Below are 17,658 nucleotides of genomic sequence, written 5' to 3' on the forward strand. Positions count from 1 at the left end.
GCTCTGCATGTCAGACGGATTGAGATGGTGATTAATCACACCACTAAGCCCCATTCCTATCCGTAAAGCTCCTCGACCTCAGCTACCACAAAGGTACTTCCACCGATAAAAACCACATCATCCGGCCCTGCAGCAGCGCGGGCAGCTTTCACCGCCGCTGCTACAGGTCCATAAATTGCCCCCGGAGCCCAACTACGGCAGCCCGCTCCGCTAGTTCAGCGGCGGGCAAAGCACGCGGAATGCTTGCCTGGCAGAAATAATAGGTGGCCGTGGGGGCAAAAGCGTGAGCATTTTGGTCACGTCCTTATCGTTTACTACACCCAACACTACGTGCAGCTGATGGTACTTGAGTTGTGCCAGTTGGGCAGTTACCAGGCGTAACCCTGCCTCATTATGGGCTGTATCGCATACCACCAACGGGCGGCGCCCGATAATACTCCAGCGCCCTCGAAGCCCCGTAAGCTGGCTCACTTGGCTCAATCCCTGACGCACTGCTGACTCAGGAATTTGGAATCCCTGCCGTTGCAAATCGGCTAAAACGGCTAACACGCCAGGTAAATTAAACCGCTGATATTCACCCAGCAAACCTATCTCAAGCTCATTCAGTACTGGAAGTTCATGTAGCTTTATAGTAAAGCGCTGTGTTTCCGTATCCGATGACTGGGGGGCATTTTTTTCAACTTGATATTGCTGGTCGGCAAACGTCAGGGGCGCGGCCAGTCGGTGGGCTTTTTCCTCAAAAACAGCAGCTACTTCCGGCTGCGTCTGGCTAATAACAACGGGCACGCCCGGCTTGATTATTCCGGCTTTCTCAGCAGCGATGAGCGGCAGCGTGTCTCCCAGCAACGCCTGATGATCGAAGCTGATGTTGGTGATCAGCGAAACCAGTGGCGTAATGATGTTAGTGGAATCCAGCCGGCCGCCCAAGCCCACTTCCACGATGGCGATATCTACTTTCTCTTCGGCAAAATATTGGAAAGCCAACGCCACGCACATCTCAAAAAAGGACGGCTTTACTTCCTCAAACAACGGACGCCATTGCTCCACAAATGCCACCAGATAGCTGGGGGGCAATTCCTGGCCATTGATTTTGATGCGCTCCGTGAACTCACGCAGATGAGGTGAAGTGTACAAGCCTACTTTATATCCCGCCGCCTGCAACACAGCCGCCAGCATGTGGGAGCTACTCCCCTTACCGTTGGTACCGGCTACGTGCACGCTACGAAAGCGACGCTCCGGGTGACCAAGGGCCTCAGCCAGTACTTCCGTATTCCCCAATCCTTCCTTATAGCCTGCTGCTCCTACCCGCTGAAACATAGGCAGTTGCTCGTACAGGTAAGCCAACGTTTCGGCGTAAGTCATGGGAAGTAGAATCAATAAGTAGGTCGAACCCTGCTCAATTATTTTGCTAATGAGCGCTGATGTGAGCGCAAAAGAAAACCGCCGGCCGGATAAATCCGACTGGCGGCTACGTGAATGAAGAAAATAGCTAACTATTCCAGGCGGAACCGAAAGGTAATATACCCTACGCCCCCACCCGGATCAGGGCGCGTTTTGCGGAAGGAGAACTGCTCGCGAATCGTTTTGATGCAAGCCTGCACCTGGGCTGCTGACATGGTGCCGGCAACTTTACCAACCGAAATAATCTCGCCTTCTCCGTCAATTGTAATCTTAAAACGCAAATAACCACCCTGATTATCGACGAGCGGCGGCTGCGGCTTGTTGGCAAATGCCCAGCCACCGTTGCCGAAGCCGTCACCGGAGCCGCTGCCGCCCCCCGAGCCGCCACCATCGCCACCGCCACTGCCGGGCGTACCGTAGAGGGCGCGGGCATCAAGGCTGCCTTTAGGATTGCCCTGGTCGCCTGTCGCGCCGGGGCGGTCGCCGTTATTGTTGCCAGTGGGTGTATTGCTCGTACCGGCAGAACCATTGCCACCGCCATCATCGCTGCCCTTGGGCGTATATAAAGTGCGGGGTTTGGGGGCAGGAGGAGCTTCGCGCACAACTTCCTTCACCGGCTCTGGCTTTTCTACGGGTGGCGTTTCTCGTACAACCGGCTTGGGCGGCGTAGGACGCTCTACTGGTGAAATTTTGACGGGGCTTTCCTCCGCCTCACTAGTCACTATTTTTTCCTCCGCGGCATCGGGCGGCGTGGGGGCTGCAGCCCGCGCTGGCTGTGGTGTGGGCTGCGGATCAGGGTTACGAGCCGGGGGCGGCTGTCCTCGGTATTGCGTGAGTTATTGGCCTGGGCCAGCGTTTGGATATCGCCATAGCCGGCTTCATCCACGCCATAGTTCAGCTCAACACCACCACCACCCATTTCCGTTAAGGGCGGATCTGGCCCCTTGAAAACGGTAAATATGAACAGCAATAACAGCAAGACATGAACGATCACCGTCCCGACTAGCGCCTCCCGGCGGTGATGTTCGCGGTAATCGAGTGCCATGAGTTATCTATAATTAAGTATCGAGTTGTTCAACGCAAACCATAAAGGGCGCGTTCCTACCCGCGCGCGGCGCTTTGCTGTGCCTGCGTGGCCATCACCATTTTCACTTTCAGCCGGTTGCCGATTTCGAGAATATCTACCAGCTTCTGCACGTTCAAAGATGCATCGACGCGCAAGACCACTGTAGGCTGATCGAGACCAGTTATGCGCTTGCTAAGGGCCGATTCCAAATCGGTTGAAGTTACAGGCTGACGATCTAGGAAGTACTGCCCAGCGGCATCAACGGAGATATTGATTGTCTCTTTCATCACGGCCTTGCCTGAGCGGGCATTAGGCAGAAGCAGCTTAATCACGTTGGGATTTACCATCGTACTCACAATCAAAAAGAACAGCATCAGGAAGAACATGATGTCGTTCATCGAGCTAGTCTCGACGTGCGAGGAAAGCTTGCGGCGGCGGCTTAAATCCATTTTTAATTGTTAGATGGCTGAATGGTTAAATAGCTGCATGTTATGGCAAGTCGTGTAACGCCCAGCCATTCACCCTTCAACCATTTATTTTTAATTATCCTGCAGGATGTCCATGAACTCAATGGCCGAGTTTTCCATGCGGAAAACCAGGCGCTCAACCATGATGCTGAGCCAGTGATAGCCAACGTGGGCAATGATGCCGACGATAAGACCAGCCGCTGAGGTTACCATTTTAGTATACAAGCCGCCCGAAATCTGGGCGATACCGAAGTCGCCGGTGGTGCTGATGGCGTAGAAAATTTTGATTACACCGATAATGGTACCCACGAAACCAAGCATGGGTGCAATACCAGCGATGATACCCAAGATGCTGATGTTCTTCTCTAAACGAGCAATCTCGATTTTACCGACGTTCTCGACACTGGTTTCGATGTCTTTCAGGGGCAAGCCAATGCGGCGAATACCCTTCTCAATCATGCGAGCTAAGGGCGAAGCATTTTGCGCGCACAGCATTTTTGCCCCCTGCAAGTCACCTTTCACCATCAGCCCCGAATGCCCCCCATGAAGGAATCAGGGTTGCTGGTGGCTTTGCGAATGGTGATGTAACGCTCCAGAATAATAAAAACAGAGATCGAGAAGAGAATAAAAATGGGAATCATTACCCACCCACCCTGCAGCACCAAATCAATCAGGGACAGTTCGGGGCAGCCGCGTTGGCCGCAGCATTGGCGGCAACAGCCGCAGTATCAAGGGGAGCAGTGGTGGTAATTTGCAGGAGCAACGATGTCATTTTAGTACTTAAGAACCCAGAGTGATGAGCCGTATTGTTTGCGTAATTGAGAAAGGCTGCGGTCGGCGGAAGCGCGGTCGGCAAATTCGCCTACAGTGAGGCGGTAAAAACGGCTGCCAGCGGATGCGCGCGTCGCACGCACGGGCCACAATATCTGCGCAGGACGGTTTTTGCGGGCTAAAGCGGCCCGTGCTTTTTCCACGCTCCGAGGAGTGTCAAAGCTGCCGGCTACCACGTAGAAACGACCTGTCCGGGTTTTAATTGTTGGAGTCGAGGCTGCTGTAGCCGGCGTCGCCGTTGCAGCCGCTTTTACTGCTGGCGCAGGAGCAACAGCCGGTGCCGAGGAGGCTAACGGTTTAACTACTTCTGTCGGCTTTACTGGAATTGCTGGCTTTGCAGAAGGTTTTGCACTAGCCTCGGCAATGGGCTTCTCTACAGTATCTGAAGTGGAGGCAGGCGTATTGGTTGGCTGATTCTTATCCCAGTCAGCAGTTTCGGGAGTCACAACGGCAACCGGTTCGGTTGAATCGGCTGCACCGTCGGGCACGAATTCTTCGCTCCAGCCATGGTTGGCCAACGTAGCCTGCTGCGTGGCTCTGGATTGCGGTTTAATAGTGCTGGGGGCATTTTCTGCTCTTGGGCCACCCACGAGGCCGGCACCGCCCTGAAGCTATCAGGCAAGTGGCCCAGGCGCAGAGCAAACAAGTAACCAGCCGATAACATCAGACCGGTAAGTACGGTGGCGGCGGCAACGTTGAACACCCGAGCTGCCCTCCGTGAACGACCCGCGACGGTGAGCTGGGGCGCCGTAGGCTGCCGCTCGCGAGCCAGCAAGGCATCCGTTGCCCGCACTGGCCGCGATACTAATTCGGGTAGTCCATAACTGGCCGAGAGCAGATTTTGGGTGCCCGTGTATTCAAACTCCAATCCTCTTCCAGCAGCCCGGCGAAATACTCCAATGCCCGGCAGTTCCGTGCGCTGGGCGCTTTCCAACTCAGCCTGCAGATTAGCCACCGCGTTGCGCACCATCTGACGGGCTTCCGAAGCGGGCACATGCAGCGCATGACTCAGGGCATCAACCAGCAAGCCATCGTTGCGGGTCAGAGCACCATTGAAGGCGACGGTTTTGGTTGGTGGAGTCAGCGTGTGGCGCACCGGATGAATCCGGGCCGGCGCATAATCGGCGATAAGGCCGCCGAAACCGGGAATAATCACGCAGTCGTGGTCCCGAAGTAAGCTGAGAATATGGTTGGAAATCGGCAAGGTCGGTTGTGTTTGTGGTGCGTTAATCTTTGCTGCGTTAAGGCTGTAAACAGCTTACTTATCGGAAGTAAGCTTCGGAATATCCTACTATTTACAAGTGCATCAGCGCAGTAAAAAATTAAAAATCATAGGTCACGCCCGCCAGTACGTTGATGCCCTTCACCGGGTAGTTCAGGAAACGCTCGTACTTGCGGCCCAGCAAATTGTTGCCTAAAGCAAAGATTGACAGATTTTCTGAGAAACGATAATCGCCACGCAGGTTCAAATCTACCACTGTGTCCGTAGGACGCACCACCTGCACCAAGTCATCAGCAATGCCGCCGGCCTTATAGCCTACTCCGAAACTAGAGCTATACGTATATAACTCCGCCCCTAGCAACAGTTTATCGCCAACGTTGTGAGTTCCGAACAGCACCGACTGGAAAGCAGGCCGGTGAAAAGCTTCAGCCAAGGTCTTGGTGTTATAGCCATTGTAATCAGCCTTTACGCCCAACCGAAATTGCTCAGCAGCATTATAAATCACTTCCCCGTGCACATTAAGCAATTGTGTTGACTTGCGGTCGTACACTAAGTCAAAACGAGAGGTATCGGTAGGGCTGTTAGCGTAGAAATACAAGTTGCGGTCGTTAGCGGCCGTTACTTTGGCACTTACTGACAGACCCCGAGCAGGTGTCGCCGTAAAGCCTCCGTAAATAGTTGGCCCCCGGTGCGTATCGGCCACGCGCTGGTTAGGAGCCAGCCAGGGGTTTTCGGTGGTCAGATCGTACATAGTCACGCGCTGCAATGCCCCTCCCAGTCCGCCAAACACCACAAATTTATCCTCGGCCACGGTGTAGCCCAAGCGAATTGCCGGATACACATTGAACTGCGAAGCTGTACCAATGGTGTCACCGGTGTAGCCCAGGGTAGCGCCCACCGATACGGCCAACCGGTTCAGATCGGCTTCAAAAGCCGGCGTGAACTGTACGAATGGCCGACTAGTAGTAGTCAACTCGTCCTTTTGCGATATCAGGGATACATCACCATTCAATGCGATTCGACCTTTCTCACCCAACGCATAGCCTGAGCGGAGCGACGCATTGAAGTTGCTTTCGCTAGCCGCAAACCGATCTTTCCAATAGTTAAAGCCTACGCCAAAGTCGTACTGAAAAGCCGCATCGGCGGCGCGGTTGCGGGCATATACCTTCGCGGCGGCGCGGGTGAACACTTGCTTGATGTCATCGACATCGGGGGGCAAATTCTGGGTCTCACGGTTGTAGCCGTAAAAATTATACCGCTCCCGCCCCAAATCTAGCTTGGCGCCCAAGGCAGCAGTACCACTGTAGGTTTCGCCATTCAGCCCCAGGCTGGTCTGGCTGAGGCTGGAGTTCTTACGGTCAACGGGTCCGCGTGAAGAAGAAATGTGGCTAAAATCGAGGCCATAGGAAGCGGCCTCATTGCGCGTGTTATGCAGGTAAGCCTTGCCGTAGATGGTCCCGTAGTTGCCCAGCGCGCCCTTCAGGTAGTTGCCGGTCTGGGGGGCTAATTCTTCCTGTTTGATCGTGAGAACGCGCACCGACGGATTGAGGCGGTCGGCAGGCAGCCGAAAGTCGGGATAAGTGAACTGTACCGTTTGTGCCTGCGGGGTTGGTGCCTCTACTTTGATCTTATCAAAGTTGCGCGTCGCCTCGGGCAGCTCGTTCACGCGCTCCTTTACAATTTCAATTTCAGCGTCTTCAATTTTGCCCCCCGGCCGCTGCTGTGCCCACGAATAGCGGGGCGCGGCCACGGCCAGCAATGTGACCAGAGCCAGGGAATAAGGCGAGCGAAGCATCATAGCAACGGAGTTGGGTTTAATATAAGCTTAGATTTAAATCAGCTTATTCAACCATTTATTAATCAGTTATTTATTATTTCAGCAAAACAGAGTCGCCCTATTCTTCTACGGGTACTGGGGAAGTTGTAGTATCGGTTGGCTGAGTCTGAGTAGGCTGCAAAGCCTGACGCGCAGCAGCCCGACGAGCGGCTGGCGAAGCTGGTTTGGCAGGAGTTGTTTTGGTGCCCGCCGGCGATGTGCTTGTAGGCTTGGCACCACTCGTTGCAGGCGCCGGTGCAGCGCCATCGGCGGGCAGAGCAGCTAGTCGCTGCTTAGCGCCTTCGATGATTTCCGCCACCGGGAATTTGTTGTCGATGATGGAATTCAGCGTGGCACGTGCCTGGAAATTATCACCCTGCAATGCGTAGATATCGGCGATAAGTAGAAAGCCCCGACCCTGCCACAGCTCATATTTGGAGGCGTTGGTTTTGTAGGCCGCATCCAAGGCCTCAGGGTATTTCTTCTGGTCGAATAATACCTGGGCCAAAAGGTATTGCGCCTCTGCGCCATTTTCATCTGTGGCCGTGCTGGCTGCGGTAGTCAGCTCGGGAATGGCTTGGTCCAGGTTGCCAGCTTTGTAGCTGGCTTTGCCCAAATAAAGCAGTGCCGCATTGGTCGCGTTCAGCGAAGCACTACCCAACGCCCGTAGATCCTGAGCCACGCGGCGGGTGCCGTCGTAGTCACCACTTTCGTAGTAGCTCCGCATCAGCCCAATGCCTGCATCAGCTACTTCCCGCTTGTTCTGCGATACTTCTCGCAAACGAATGTAGTATTTGATGGCCTCCGGGTAGTTCTTATTGGCATACTCCAAGTCGGCAACCCGACCTGCGGCGCGGTTGACAAACTCGCTCTTGCCTTCCGTTACCACATTTTTCAACCCAGCTAGGCCCTCGGTTTGCTTACCCGTTTTCAGGTAAGAGTCACTGAGGAAATAGCGGCCATCGGCGGCCAAGGACGTGTTGGGATATTGCTTGAGGTAAGCTTCCAGCCTCGGAATTGCCTGCGCGTACTTCTCAGCGGTGTAAAGTGATTTGGCTGCTTCGAACTCTACACTTTCAGTAGCACCACTCTGTGGGTTTTGCTGCTTGTATTGTCCAAGCGCCTGGTCAAATTCTTCGGTCTTACCCAACGCGGCTAAGCTTTCTTGCAAGCCCGATAGCGCATTGGTTGCCGATTTGGTGCGCGGATACCGCTCCAATACCTGGCGAAAGTCAGCCACGGCCTTATCATGCTGATTGAGGTTGGCGTACGCTACGCCACGCTTCTGTAAGGCCTGCGGAATCAGGGCGCTGTTAGGCCGAGCCCGAATCAGGCGCGAAAAGCCATCAACGGCGGGCTGAAAATTACCAGCCTCAAACTCAAACTGCGCCTGCTGAAATACGGCATTGTCGGCGTAGCGCGACTGGGGGGCAGTTTTGAGCAGGGTATTCAACGTATTGGTAGCTTCACCTTGGCGACCTAATAAGCCCAGTGTTACGCTCTTTTGGTAATAAGCGTAATCCTTGTCGGGCGCATTGGAAGCAATAACCTTGTCGTAGCCAGTCAGGGCCTGCTTGTAGTCTTTGGCCACATAATAAGTATCGGCCAAGCGCAGGGTTACGTCGTAATAGTTGGGGTCATTGGCCGGCTGGCGGGTTTCGGCATCCTTCAGATACGCTTGAAACTGCGGCCGCGCCCGATCATACTGCTTGGTGTTGTAATAAGCATAGCCGAGGCCATAGCGGGCTTTCTGGTCGAAGTCCGTTTCGGCCGCGCTGCCGGAACGGGCCGTGCGGGCCGCTGCGGTATAGCTCTGAATGGCTTCCGGATATTTCTGCCCGATACTGTAAATCTCACCGCGCAGCACCTGAGCGGCGGCCCGCAGGGCGTCGTCCTGGGGGTATTTCAGCGACTTGTCCAGCAACGGCAGTGCCTCGTTGAACTTGCTGTTGTTGTACAGCGTGGCCGCTTGCAAGTACGTTACGCGCTGATAGGTAGCGTTCAGGCGGCTGCTCCGGTTATCCAGGCCTTCGAGGTAAGAAATGGCCTGCGCGTAGTCGGATGAGTTCAGAAAGCTTTCACTCAGAATATCATCGGCGGCAGCCGCATTTTTGGAGCCGGGAAACTTCTTGTTGAAATCCTTTAATGAGGCAATTACTTCCCGACCATTACCCAGCTGGTAGTTTACCTGAGCGTATTTGATGGTGGCATTCTCTGTGATGTTGCGGTCGAAGGTGGCATTGCGGGCCGCGTCGAAGGCATTCAGGGCAGGCTGATTCTGCTTGAGCTGCAAGTAGCTCAGACCCATATGATAGGCCGCGTTCTGGCCCAGCGAGTCCTTGCGGGCGGCTACTCCCTTCAGGCTGTTTACCGCACCCTTGAAGTCGCCCATCTTATAGTTGGCGTACCCGATTTTGTACTGCACCGTCGGGTCCATCTTCTTGCGGCCGGCCGCGTAGCGGTTGAAGTACTCGGCCGCACTCTGGAAGTCGCTTTTCTGGTAGTAAGCATCGCCTACGAGCAGCTGAATTTCATCGGCGCCCTGGGGCGGCGGGGTTTGCGCCAATGCCTTCGATCCATAGGCAATCAGACCCTCGAAGTCGCCTTCCTTGTAATAAATCTGCGTCATGACGGCGGGCACTACGAGGCGGTAGCCGTCGCTTTCCTCGGCCACGGCCAAATCGCGGCGGGCACCGGCAAAATCGCCCGCCCGGAATGCCAGATAGCCCGCGTAGTAGCTGCTGGCGTAGCGATACTCGGAGCTGCCTTGCTTGGTGCGGTCGAACAGCAAACGTGCCTTATCGAATTCCTTCTGAGCGAAGTAGCTGTAGGCCAGTTTAAACTCCGATTCTTCACGCTGCTCCAGCGTCAGGTTATCGGGTCCCACGCGCTGCATGTACTCAGCGGCTTTGGCGTAATTCTTCTTGTCGAAATAGAATTTACCGAGCTGAAAAAAGGCCTCCGCTGCCTTCGGGTGGGCCGGATTGTTGGCCGCGAAGGCTAGAATCCGGTCTTCGGCGTCGGGGTGAAACAGGTAGAGGCCCGACACGGCGTAGTAGTATTCGGCGTCGGTGGTGCGGTCGCGCTGTTCGCCGGTGCGGCGCTGGGTAAGGTCGAGGTAGCGCTGGAAAGACTGTTGCGCGGCGCCGTACTTGCCACGGTCGAAGAGTTCAAGGCCTTCCTGGAAATGACGCTCGTCGGCGGCAAAAACCTGGGTTTGCTGGGCTGCGGCCACCAGTGGGGCCGCCGTGCTAAGCGTGGCGGCCAGCGCCAAGCGGGGAAATAACTTCATTGCGGGGCGTTACAAGAAAGGGCGCTGCGGGCCCGGGAGTGGCCAAAAGTAGCGAAAAAGTGGTGGAGGTTGCACAGAAAAGGCATTCTCACAGCTTGGCAACGCGCTGGGGGGCTTTTTTGGTATAATACCGCCGCACTAGTAAGCTGCCTACAGAATAGCACGGCTTTAGATCAGGCCAGCAAGGCTGCTCCTGCATACAGGGCAAGGCATAAAGGCTACTGAGCCGGCTGGGGGGCTTTTTTACAAGCCAAAATGCATGGTGTAGTCGCCACCATCAGTGATGTGCACGCGCTTAAAACCAAGGGCTTTGAGCTCGATGCATACCTGTTTGATTACCGTATCCTTGCTCTGAGCATCAAAGGATCGCGACGACATAATAATTACGTCGGCTTGTTCCCCTACCACGTTGATCGTGGCTTCCATGCCTTTTTGCAGCAGTTCCTTGGGCAACTGGGCAGCATAGTTCTGGCGCTCCTCTATAGCCACAACGTCTTTGGCTACCACCGTTTTGGGCGTGATGCTTTCAGTAGCCAATGCCGAATCAGGGGCCGTATCAGCCGCTCCGGCCGACGCGGCGGAGGCCAGCAGCGCCGTATCAGATGAGGCAGCCGATGCGGGAGCAAACTTCCTAGATATCTCTTTCGAGCGGGCTTTAGTATCGGCCCTCAACTTGACTGAAGCGGTTGGCGCGTTGAGCGCCAGGTATTCTTCAATGGCTTCTTCCTGGTAGGCTGCAGTTCGCATGGCCGCCAGCAGCCTGTCCGATTCCGCGTCTGCATTCATTGCGTTCGACTGCTCCGTTGTAAATGCTGAACCGGACGCCCCTGCTGCCTGACTCGCGCTGTATAAGGGCGCCGGCCGCGTCCATCGTCCTAGTATAAAGGCCCCTAAAAATGTAAGCAGCGTAATTCCTAACAGACCAAAAAGTGAGTTCCGATTCACAATACAAGAAGTAAACAACTAGTAAAATGCTCGCCGTTGCAGCCACCAATACGCTTACAAGGCCAGAAAGTATACTATGGCAATCGACAAGCCAATTGTTTAGCTTATGTGTTTCATTTCGCCTTCAGTCAGCTGCCACCCAAAGTGTTTCCTGAGCATTTCCCTCACTTTTTCCTTGGTTAGCGGCTTGGTCAGAAAGTCGGCTACATGAAGCTGCTGTCCGCGCTCCACGTCCTGAGAGTTCACCGACGTGGTGAGCATAATGATGACGATGGCCTCTTTGCGAGCCAGCGGCAACTGCTGATAGGAAAACAGAAATTCGAACCCATTCATCACGGGCATATTCACGTCAAGCAGAATCAGGGCCGGACAGGCGGCATCAGGGCATTGCTGATCCAATAAAGCAAAGGCTTCCTGACCATTCAGCGCCACCATTAGCTGGTCAGCAATGGCTAAATCTTCCAGTAGTCGTTGATTAAGAAAGTTGTTAATCGGGTCATCATCAACTAAAAGGATACACGGTAGCTTCTCCACGCAAATACCTAATTATAAATGTTGGGCTAAATAAAAAACGGTTGTTCCCTTGAGGCTAACTCGTTGGGGGGCAAATCTAAGGTTTAAACTGAACAGCGGACTAATAACTGGCCAATGACGTAGTTATTAAATGCTTAGCCCGCTATGGCACTCAGCGGCACGGGGTGCAGCATCAGGAATACCAGCTCGCGCAAAATCTCCCCTTCCGTCATCGAGCCCGACTCGATACCCTTGCTCTGCGCATCGGCGCGGCGCAGCAAGTGAATGATGTCGCGGGTGCGCTGAAAGCTGTAGTTGCGCATGGCCAGCTGCGCATCTTTCTGCTGGAAGCTGTTCACCATGCCCAGTTTTTTGAAGTCAGCATCGGAGGGGCTGCCGATCTGGTGCAGCACGAGCAGCTTGGTAAAAAAGCCGAAGAGCAAGGTAAGGTTCGGGATAATGGGATTAGCCTTCGGGTTAGCTTCGAAGTAATGCAGTATCCGATTGGCCTTAAGCACATCGCGCTGCACCAGGGCGCGCTGTAGCTCAAAGATGTTGTAGTCTTTGCTAATGCCCACCAGGCGCTGCACCAGGTCCTCATCGATGGCCTGGCCGGGCTTCACGTTGAGCAGCAGCTTATCTATTTCATTTGTCAGCCGGCCTAGGTCGGGACCGATATACTCGCTGAGCATCGCCACGGCCTGGGGGGCAATTTGCTGCTGCTTGCTGCGCACGTAGCCCGTCAGCCAGGGTGCTACCTGGTTGTCGTAAAGCTTTTTGCTGGTCAGCACGGCCGCGTGCTTGGTCATAGCTTTGGACAGCGCCTTGCGGCCGTCCAGCGTTTTGTGCTTATAGCAAAACACCAGCACCGTGCTGGCCAGCGGATTTTTCAGGTACGCCTCAAAAAACGGATAGCTACTCTCCCGCTCCAGGTCGGCCACCGACTGCGCTTCCTTCACAATGACCACCGAGCGCTCCGCCATCATCGGAAAGCGCCGCGCCTGCCCCAGAATAGTGGCTATATCCACATCCTTGCCATAAAGCACCACCTGATTGAAGCCGCGCTCATGCTCCGGCATCACGCTTTTCTCAATGATGTCGGCAATCAGATCGATGTAGTACGGCTCCTCCCCTTGCAGGAAATAGATGGGCGCAAACTGCCGTTGCTGGAGCTGCTTCAGAATCTCGTCGGGGCTGAAGTTGGGCACTTCGGTAAAGCGTTGAGTTGAAATATTGCCTGGATACTTTTCTTCCTAAGCCAGGCAAAGGTAAAGCTACGACGCGCCTCACCGCTTACCTTTGCCGCAGAAATGGTTGAATGTGGGCTCACGGTCGTCATTCAACAGTTAACAGTCAAAACTTCTTCTTGCTTTGAATTTACTCGACGAACTCCGCTGGCGCGGAATGCTGCACGATACCATGCCTGGCACGGCAGAGCATCTGGCCGAACATCAGCCCATCAGCGGCTACATCGGCTTCGACCCCACGGCCGCTTCCCTGCACATTGGCAACCTGGCCACTATCATGCTGCTCGTGCATTTGCAGCGGTCGGGCCACCGGCCGGTAGCACTGGTAGGCGGCGCCACCGGCATGATCGGCGACCCCTCTATGAAGTCGTCGGAGCGCAACCTGCTGGATGAGGAAACACTGCGTATAAACCAGGCTGGCATTAGGGCTCAATTAGAGCGGTTTCTAGAGTTTAATGACGGCCCGACTGGCGCTGTCGTGGTCAATAATTACGACTGGTTTAAGGAATTTGGCTTCCTGGAGTTTCTGCGTGATGTAGGCAAGCACATTACGGTAAACTACATGATGGCTAAGGATTCGGTTAAGCGCCGTTTGGGAACTCCCGAGGCGGAAGGCGAGCAACGTGCAGAAGGCCTATCTTACACGGAGTTCAGCTACCAGCTCCTGCAAGGCTACGACTTTAGTCATCTTTATAAAACGCTGAACTGCACCCTGCAAATGGGCGGCTCCGACCAGTGGGGCAACATCACGACGGGCACCGAGCTTATCCGGCGCCTCGACGGCGGCAAGGCGTTCGCTCTTACCTGCCCGCTGGTCACGAAGGCCGACGGCACCAAGTTTGGCAAGTCGGAGGGCGGCAACGTGTGGCTTTCGCCCCAAATGACTTCGCCCTACCAGTTCTACCAGTTCTGGCTCAACGCTGCCGACGCCGACGCCAGCCGCCTAATCCGGGTGTTCACCTTACTCAGCGAGGCCGAAATTCTGGATCTGGAAGCCCAACACGCGCCGGCTCCGCACCAGCGCATTCTGCAGAAGGCCTTGGCCAAAGACGTCACTAGCCGCGTCCACTCCGCCGAGGCGTATGAAGCAGCGGTAGCTGCTTCTGAGATTCTGTTTGGCAAAGGCGACCTCGAAGATCTGCAACGCCTCGACGAAGCTACGCTGCTCGACGTATTCGCCGGCGTGCCGCGCCTTGAAGTGCCGCGCGAGCAAGCTGGCAGCTTGCTGGTAGCTGATTTGCTCAGCGAAGCCACCCAGTACCAGATTTTTCCTTCGAAAAGCGAGGTTAAAAAGATGATTCAAGGCGGTGGCGTGAGCCTGAACCGTCAGAAAGTGGCTGCCGCCGATCAAGCTGTATCTGAGCTTCCTTTGCTCCAGGATAAGTATCTGGTGGCCCAGAAAGGCAAGAAAAATTACTTCTTGATTTCGCTTGTCTAAGGCTCTGCTTTCATCACCCTTTTAGAGCAGGCAGATAAAAGAATTCATTCTATGAGTACGAAAAAGCCCCCAGATCATGTCTGGGGGGCTTTTTTACAGAACAATAAACATGGATTATTTGCCTACCGCGCCGGCAGGAAGCTGTAGCAAAAACTGGCTGCCGCTGCCGCCGCTACCTGAGGTATAGGCCGGTACGGCGCTTCCACCCTTTTCCCAGGCTTCAATCCAGCGCATTTGCACGAGCAGCGGCGTCAGCGACTGTTGCTGCTTTTCGTTGGCATACGCCTGCGCGTCGGCCGCAATGCGAATCGATTTGGCCCGGCCCTCGGCCTCCGCAATGTTGATGCGCGCCTGGGCTTCGGCCTGCCGAATGCGGTTTTCGGTTTGCAGGCCGGTTTGTACGGCGGTGTTTTTCGCGTCGATGGCGGCTTTCAGGCTGGCCGGCGGCTCCAGCTTGGTGGTGATTTGCTGCACGGTGAAGCCCATGGTCTGGAGCTGACCGACGAGGTTGGCCTTCACCTGCGCCTCGTAGCTGCCCCGGTTGCTGATCAGGCTATCGGCCGTGTAGCGGTTGGTAGCTACGCGGTAGGCTTCGTACACGGCCGTTTTAAGGAATCCGTCCTCAATATCGGGCAGCGGGCGCCGGTACTGGCGGAAGATGTCGTCCACCTTATCCGACTGAATAAAATAGTTGAGGCTGGGTGCCACCCCAAAGCCCGAGCCGTCCTTGCTCTGCACCTCAAACTCCTCGTACTCCTTGTGCTGGGTGTACACCGGAAACTCATACACGGCTGTGCTCAGCGGCGTGTAGAATACCCAGCCGGTGGTGTACGTAATATCGTCAACGCCGCGCGAGGAGCCCGCCAGGTTTACTTTAATGCCCACGTTGCCCGCGTCGATGCGCTCTACTTTAATCAGACTGCACCCGGCAATAGTTGCTACTAATAATAAGCTGCCAAAAACGATAGGCTTCAGCCAGCGACGGTTAGAATTTTGTAGAAGATCGGTCATTAAATGAAGATGGTGGAGTAGAAGATGAATGGGATAAGAAGCGGACAAGGCCCCGTGCGGCCTGATACATGGAGAAAGCTACGCCTACAGCCAGTACCGAAAGCCCTGCTATTCCCCAGCCCAGCCACCAGTCGGAAGGGCTGCTAAGCCAGTGGAGGAACATCGGCACGGCATAAGGCAGCACACCAGCGTAGAACAGCGCCCAGGCAGCCATCCACAGATAATAAGTGCGTTTAGTGGGCATAATGAAGTAGCTGAATCAATGGGACAGTGCCGCAATATCTGAACTGTTGCATACACCACCTAATGCTGTCTCTTGGCGTTTCGCCAGAATCCTTACAATCAATAAAAAAAGCCCCCCAGAAAATCCCTGGGGGGCTTTTTAGCAGTAGCAAGGTTCACGGAATAGGCGGAATCTAAAAACTCCGCATAGGGCCGTGAATTACTTCTTCTTTGCTGGAGCGGCTTTTTTGGCAGCGGCTGGAGCAGCTTTCTTAGCAGCTGGAGCAGATTTAGCGCCGGCAGCTTCGCCGCCAGTGTTCTTCATGTTCTGCACTTCGGTGCGGATCTCTTGGGCCATGTTCTTCAACTCCTGCATTCCCTTGCGCACACGGGTACCGGCGGCTGAGTTCTGCTTATCGTAAAACTTGTCGAAGTCACCCTCGAGCGACATTACTAGGTCCTTGAGCTTGCTAAAATTGTTCATTGGAAAAGGGTTTATGGGGGAAGAAAGGTTGTTATTGACTGGCTCTAATATACAGGGATTTCAAATACAAGCAATATTTCTATTTTTTTTCTAAAACGCCCCCCAGCGCTTTATAGGGCGATTTTTGCCCCCCTTACAACCAAATAACACCTCCCCCAACCATGACCATACAACGGGATAATACAAAAAATAACACCGACAACCATTATGATTGTCGGCGTTAACGCTTCCACAAATTGCTAAACTGACTAGGCTTGCACGGATGCAGTAGTCTTAGAATACAGGCCCTTATTGAGCTTTTCAGCCACCGCTTCGAAGGCCGTAATGGTCAGGCGCACGTCTTCGAGCGTATGCACGGCCGTTGGGATAAGGCGGAGCATAATCACGCCCTTTGGAACTACCGGATAAACCACGATAGAGCAGAAAATACCGTGATTCTCGCGTAAATCGAAGGTTATTTGCGTTGCGTCGGGGATTTCGCCGCTCAGGAACACAGGAGTCACCGGCGACTGCGTAGTACCGATATTAAAGCCCTTTTCGCGCAAACCGCTCTGCAAAGCCCTAACCACCGTCCAGAGATTCTCTTTCAGCTCTGGTTGCGTGCGGAGGAGCTCCAAACGCTTCATTGCACCCACTACAAGCGGCATAGGTAGCGATTTGGCGAAAATCTGGCTACGCATATTGTATCGCAAATATTCAATTACGCTCTCAGGGCCCGCTACGAAGGCTCCGATGCTCGCCATGCTCTTCGCAAACGTTGAAAAATAAAGATCAATGCCGTCCTGAACACCCTGTTCTTCGCCCGCTCCAGCGCCGGTAGCGCCCATTGTGCCGAATCCGTGCGCATCGTCAACGAGCAATCGGAACTGATATTTTTCCTTCAGAGCCACCACATCGCGCAGGTTGCCCTGGTTGCCTGACATGCCGAACACACCCTCCGTAATCACGAGAATACCGCCGCCGGTTTCGGCCGTCATGCGGGTGGCCCGCTGCAGCTGCTTTTCGAGGCTTTCCATATCATTGTGCGGATACACAAAGCGCTTGCCCTGGTGCAGCCGTACGCCATCAATAATGCAGGCATGCGACTCGGCGTCGTATACAATCACATCGTGGCGGTTCACCACGGCGTCGATGATAGACACGATGCCCTGGTAGCCAAAGTTGAGCAGCAGGGCATCGGGCTTCTTCACGAAGTCGGCCAGCTCAGCCTCCAGTTGCTCGTGCAGGTTGGAGTTGCCACTCATAATACGGGCGCCCATGGGCGTACCCATACCCCACTCCATGGCAGATTCACCGTCTACCCGGCGCACCTCCGGGTGATTAGCCAAACCTAAGTAGTTATTGAGGCTCCAGGTAAGCACTTCCTTCCCGCGAAAAATCATGCGGGGCTTGATCTCGCCTTCTAGCTTGGGAAAGGTAAAGTAGCCGTGCGCATAGTGCGAGTGGCTGCCCAATGGGCCGCGGTTGGAAGCAATCTTCTCGAAAAGATCCACGGAGGAATAAATTAAATGTGAAACGAATACGGCAGTAGTATGCTGGACACAACCACCGGTCTTGTGCAAAGTTATGGCAATTCACGAAGGTAACTGCGAAAGCCGTGGCTTTCTACTTTGCTGACGCAGCATAAAAATGCCCCCCAGCACTTCCCCGAGCCAACAGAATGGTGTTTCTTTGAGCTAAGTTAGCGGTAAATTGTTCCTTGT

15 protein-coding genes and 2 pseudogenes are annotated in these 17,658 nt (G+C 54.5%); 1 reads left to right on the forward strand and 16 read right to left on the reverse strand.

Features of this window, described 5'->3' with window-relative positions:
- Nucleotides 1-56 precede the first annotated feature (56 nt).
- From H9L05_RS17595 to holA, 12 genes and pseudogenes are all read right to left on the reverse strand, one after another.
- Nucleotides 57-1,362, reverse strand: a pseudogene (locus H9L05_RS17595) (bifunctional folylpolyglutamate synthase/dihydrofolate synthase).
- 131 nt (nucleotides 1,363-1,493) lie between these two features.
- Nucleotides 1,494-2,123 carry a hypothetical protein gene (locus H9L05_RS17600; protein WP_187732028.1) on the reverse strand — a complete coding sequence of 210 codons (630 nt, stop codon included), beginning with the start codon at nucleotides 2,121-2,123 and terminating at the stop codon, nucleotides 1,494-1,496.
- Nucleotides 2,123-2,446: a hypothetical protein gene (locus H9L05_RS17605; RefSeq protein WP_187732029.1), complete on the reverse strand. Its 324-nt coding sequence runs from the start codon at nucleotides 2,444-2,446 to the stop codon at nucleotides 2,123-2,125. Before H9L05_RS17605 ends, H9L05_RS17600 begins: the two co-directional genes overlap by 1 nt.
- A gap of 56 nt (nucleotides 2,447-2,502) precedes the next feature.
- Nucleotides 2,503-2,916: an ExbD/TolR family protein gene (locus H9L05_RS17610; RefSeq protein ID WP_187732030.1), complete on the reverse strand. Its 414-nt coding sequence runs from the start codon at nucleotides 2,914-2,916 to the stop codon at nucleotides 2,503-2,505.
- A 90-nt stretch (nucleotides 2,917-3,006) separates the two neighbouring features.
- The gene (locus H9L05_RS24110) at nucleotides 3,007-3,459 is read right to left on the reverse strand and encodes a MotA/TolQ/ExbB proton channel family protein (RefSeq protein WP_223284537.1); all 453 of its coding nucleotides are present in this window, start codon (nucleotides 3,457-3,459) and stop codon (nucleotides 3,007-3,009) included.
- Nucleotides 3,460-3,707: 248 nt separating this feature from the next.
- The gene (locus tag H9L05_RS17620; RefSeq protein ID WP_187732031.1) at nucleotides 3,708-4,211 is read right to left on the reverse strand and encodes an SPOR domain-containing protein; all 504 of its coding nucleotides are present in this window, start codon (nucleotides 4,209-4,211) and stop codon (nucleotides 3,708-3,710) included.
- Nucleotides 4,208-4,969 (reverse strand): HU domain-containing protein, encoded by a 762-nt coding sequence (locus tag H9L05_RS17625; RefSeq protein WP_187732032.1) that lies wholly within the window; start codon nucleotides 4,967-4,969, stop codon nucleotides 4,208-4,210. The genes H9L05_RS17620 and H9L05_RS17625 overlap by 4 nt, the downstream gene beginning before the upstream one ends.
- A gap of 118 nt (nucleotides 4,970-5,087) precedes the next feature.
- A complete protein-coding gene (locus tag H9L05_RS17630) occupies nucleotides 5,088-6,785 on the reverse strand; it encodes a TonB-dependent receptor (RefSeq protein ID WP_187732033.1) in 1,698 nt (565 codons plus the stop codon).
- A 97-nt stretch (nucleotides 6,786-6,882) separates the two neighbouring features.
- Complete coding sequence (locus H9L05_RS17635) at nucleotides 6,883-10,095, reverse strand: tetratricopeptide repeat protein (RefSeq protein WP_187732034.1); 3,213 nt, start codon at nucleotides 10,093-10,095, stop codon at nucleotides 6,883-6,885.
- A 243-nt stretch (nucleotides 10,096-10,338) separates the two neighbouring features.
- On the reverse strand, nucleotides 10,339-10,881 hold the full coding sequence (locus tag H9L05_RS17640) for a hypothetical protein (RefSeq protein WP_187732035.1): 543 nt from the start codon (nucleotides 10,879-10,881) through the stop codon (nucleotides 10,339-10,341).
- 258 nt (nucleotides 10,882-11,139) lie between these two features.
- Nucleotides 11,140-11,574 (reverse strand): response regulator, encoded by a 435-nt coding sequence (locus H9L05_RS17645; protein WP_187732036.1) that lies wholly within the window; start codon nucleotides 11,572-11,574, stop codon nucleotides 11,140-11,142.
- A gap of 134 nt (nucleotides 11,575-11,708) precedes the next feature.
- Nucleotides 11,709-12,761, reverse strand: coding sequence for a DNA polymerase III subunit delta (gene holA / locus H9L05_RS17650; protein WP_187732037.1), 1,053 nt, complete (start codon nucleotides 12,759-12,761; stop codon nucleotides 11,709-11,711).
- 163 nt (nucleotides 12,762-12,924) lie between these two features.
- Between holA and tyrS the strand changes: the two genes are divergently transcribed.
- Entirely contained in the window at nucleotides 12,925-14,238 is a 1,314-nt protein-coding gene (tyrS, locus tag H9L05_RS17655) for a tyrosine--tRNA ligase (RefSeq protein ID WP_187732038.1), read from the forward strand.
- A gap of 114 nt (nucleotides 14,239-14,352) precedes the next feature.
- On the opposite strand, the gene H9L05_RS17660 is transcribed toward tyrS, so the two are convergent.
- The 4 genes and pseudogenes from H9L05_RS17660 to H9L05_RS17675 all read right to left on the reverse strand — a co-directional run bounded on the left by H9L05_RS17660 (nucleotide 14,353) and on the right by H9L05_RS17675 (nucleotide 17,448).
- Nucleotides 14,353-15,249, reverse strand: coding sequence for a prohibitin family protein (locus H9L05_RS17660; protein ID WP_187732039.1), 897 nt, complete (start codon nucleotides 15,247-15,249; stop codon nucleotides 14,353-14,355).
- Complete coding sequence (locus tag H9L05_RS17665) at nucleotides 15,224-15,493, reverse strand: hypothetical protein (RefSeq protein WP_187732040.1); 270 nt, start codon at nucleotides 15,491-15,493, stop codon at nucleotides 15,224-15,226. Before H9L05_RS17665 ends, H9L05_RS17660 begins: the two co-directional genes overlap by 26 nt.
- Nucleotides 15,494-15,784: 291 nt before the next feature.
- Nucleotides 15,785-15,955, reverse strand: a pseudogene (locus tag H9L05_RS26400) (histone H1); the annotation flags it as partial.
- Between the two features lie 248 nt (nucleotides 15,956-16,203).
- On the reverse strand, nucleotides 16,204-17,448 hold the full coding sequence (locus tag H9L05_RS17675) for an aminotransferase class I/II-fold pyridoxal phosphate-dependent enzyme (protein WP_187732042.1): 1,245 nt from the start codon (nucleotides 17,446-17,448) through the stop codon (nucleotides 16,204-16,206).
- Between the last annotated feature and the right edge of the window lie 210 nt (nucleotides 17,449-17,658).

This window comes from Hymenobacter qilianensis (assembly GCF_014489555.1).
Classification (GTDB): Bacteria; Bacteroidota; Bacteroidia; order Cytophagales; family Hymenobacteraceae; genus Hymenobacter; species Hymenobacter qilianensis.